The organism is Dethiosulfovibrio russensis, from assembly GCF_021568855.1.
Taxonomy (GTDB): Bacteria; Synergistota; Synergistia; order Synergistales; family Dethiosulfovibrionaceae; genus Dethiosulfovibrio; species Dethiosulfovibrio russensis.
The window spans coordinates 1-593 of record NZ_JAKGUG010000034.1 but is presented as its reverse complement, the minus strand read 5'-3'; the positions used below and the strand labels follow the sequence as shown (position 1 = coordinate 593).

Genomic DNA, 593 nt, shown 5'->3' with positions numbered 1-593 from the left:
GGCCATAGACCCCACCGTCCCGCTGGTAGATGCGAGGCTGGAGATCGACGAGGAAGGAACCACCTGGGTGATGCTCCGACATTGGACGGGGGTCTGGCTGTCGGTCCGGTGCGAGACGAGCCCCTCTCCGTATGTCTTGGAGCAGGCGACCGATTGGGAACTGGTAAGCCTGGGGGCTCGGGAGGATGGGGCGATCGTGGCCCTGTTCGGTCATGGCAGATGCTCTCTGTCCATCGGGGATTACGACAAGGCTCTAGAGGTGTTCGGGTTCGGTAAATGGTGGACGAGGATGGCTCTCCATACCTGGTACGCCCGGTTTTTTCCGGTGGTAATAAGACAGTCCCCTGATGAACTGGACCGGATGGCCCGGCTATGGAAAGAGGAAGAGAAAAGGGAGGAATAGATATGCCGATAATGCAGTTGAGAACGAGCGACGATGCGTATCCACTGAGCCGGTTGGACTTCGGGGCCATAGACACCGGGACGACCAGCGTACAGATAGGGTTTCGTCTATGGAACGACAGGCCGACTCAGGTGTCCGGCGAGTTGCTGGGGACCGCCGACGGAGCGAGGGTCAGTTTCGCCACACAGTT

At 59.4% G+C, this 593-nt stretch carries 2 pseudogenes; both read left to right on the top strand.

Annotation, left to right across the window (positions count from 1 at the left end):
- Positions 1–403, top strand: a pseudogene (locus tag L2W48_RS12915) (hypothetical protein); the annotation flags it as partial.
- Positions 373–593: pseudogene (locus tag L2W48_RS12910) on the top strand (hypothetical protein); the annotation flags it as partial. The pseudogenes L2W48_RS12915 and L2W48_RS12910, both read left to right, overlap by 31 nt.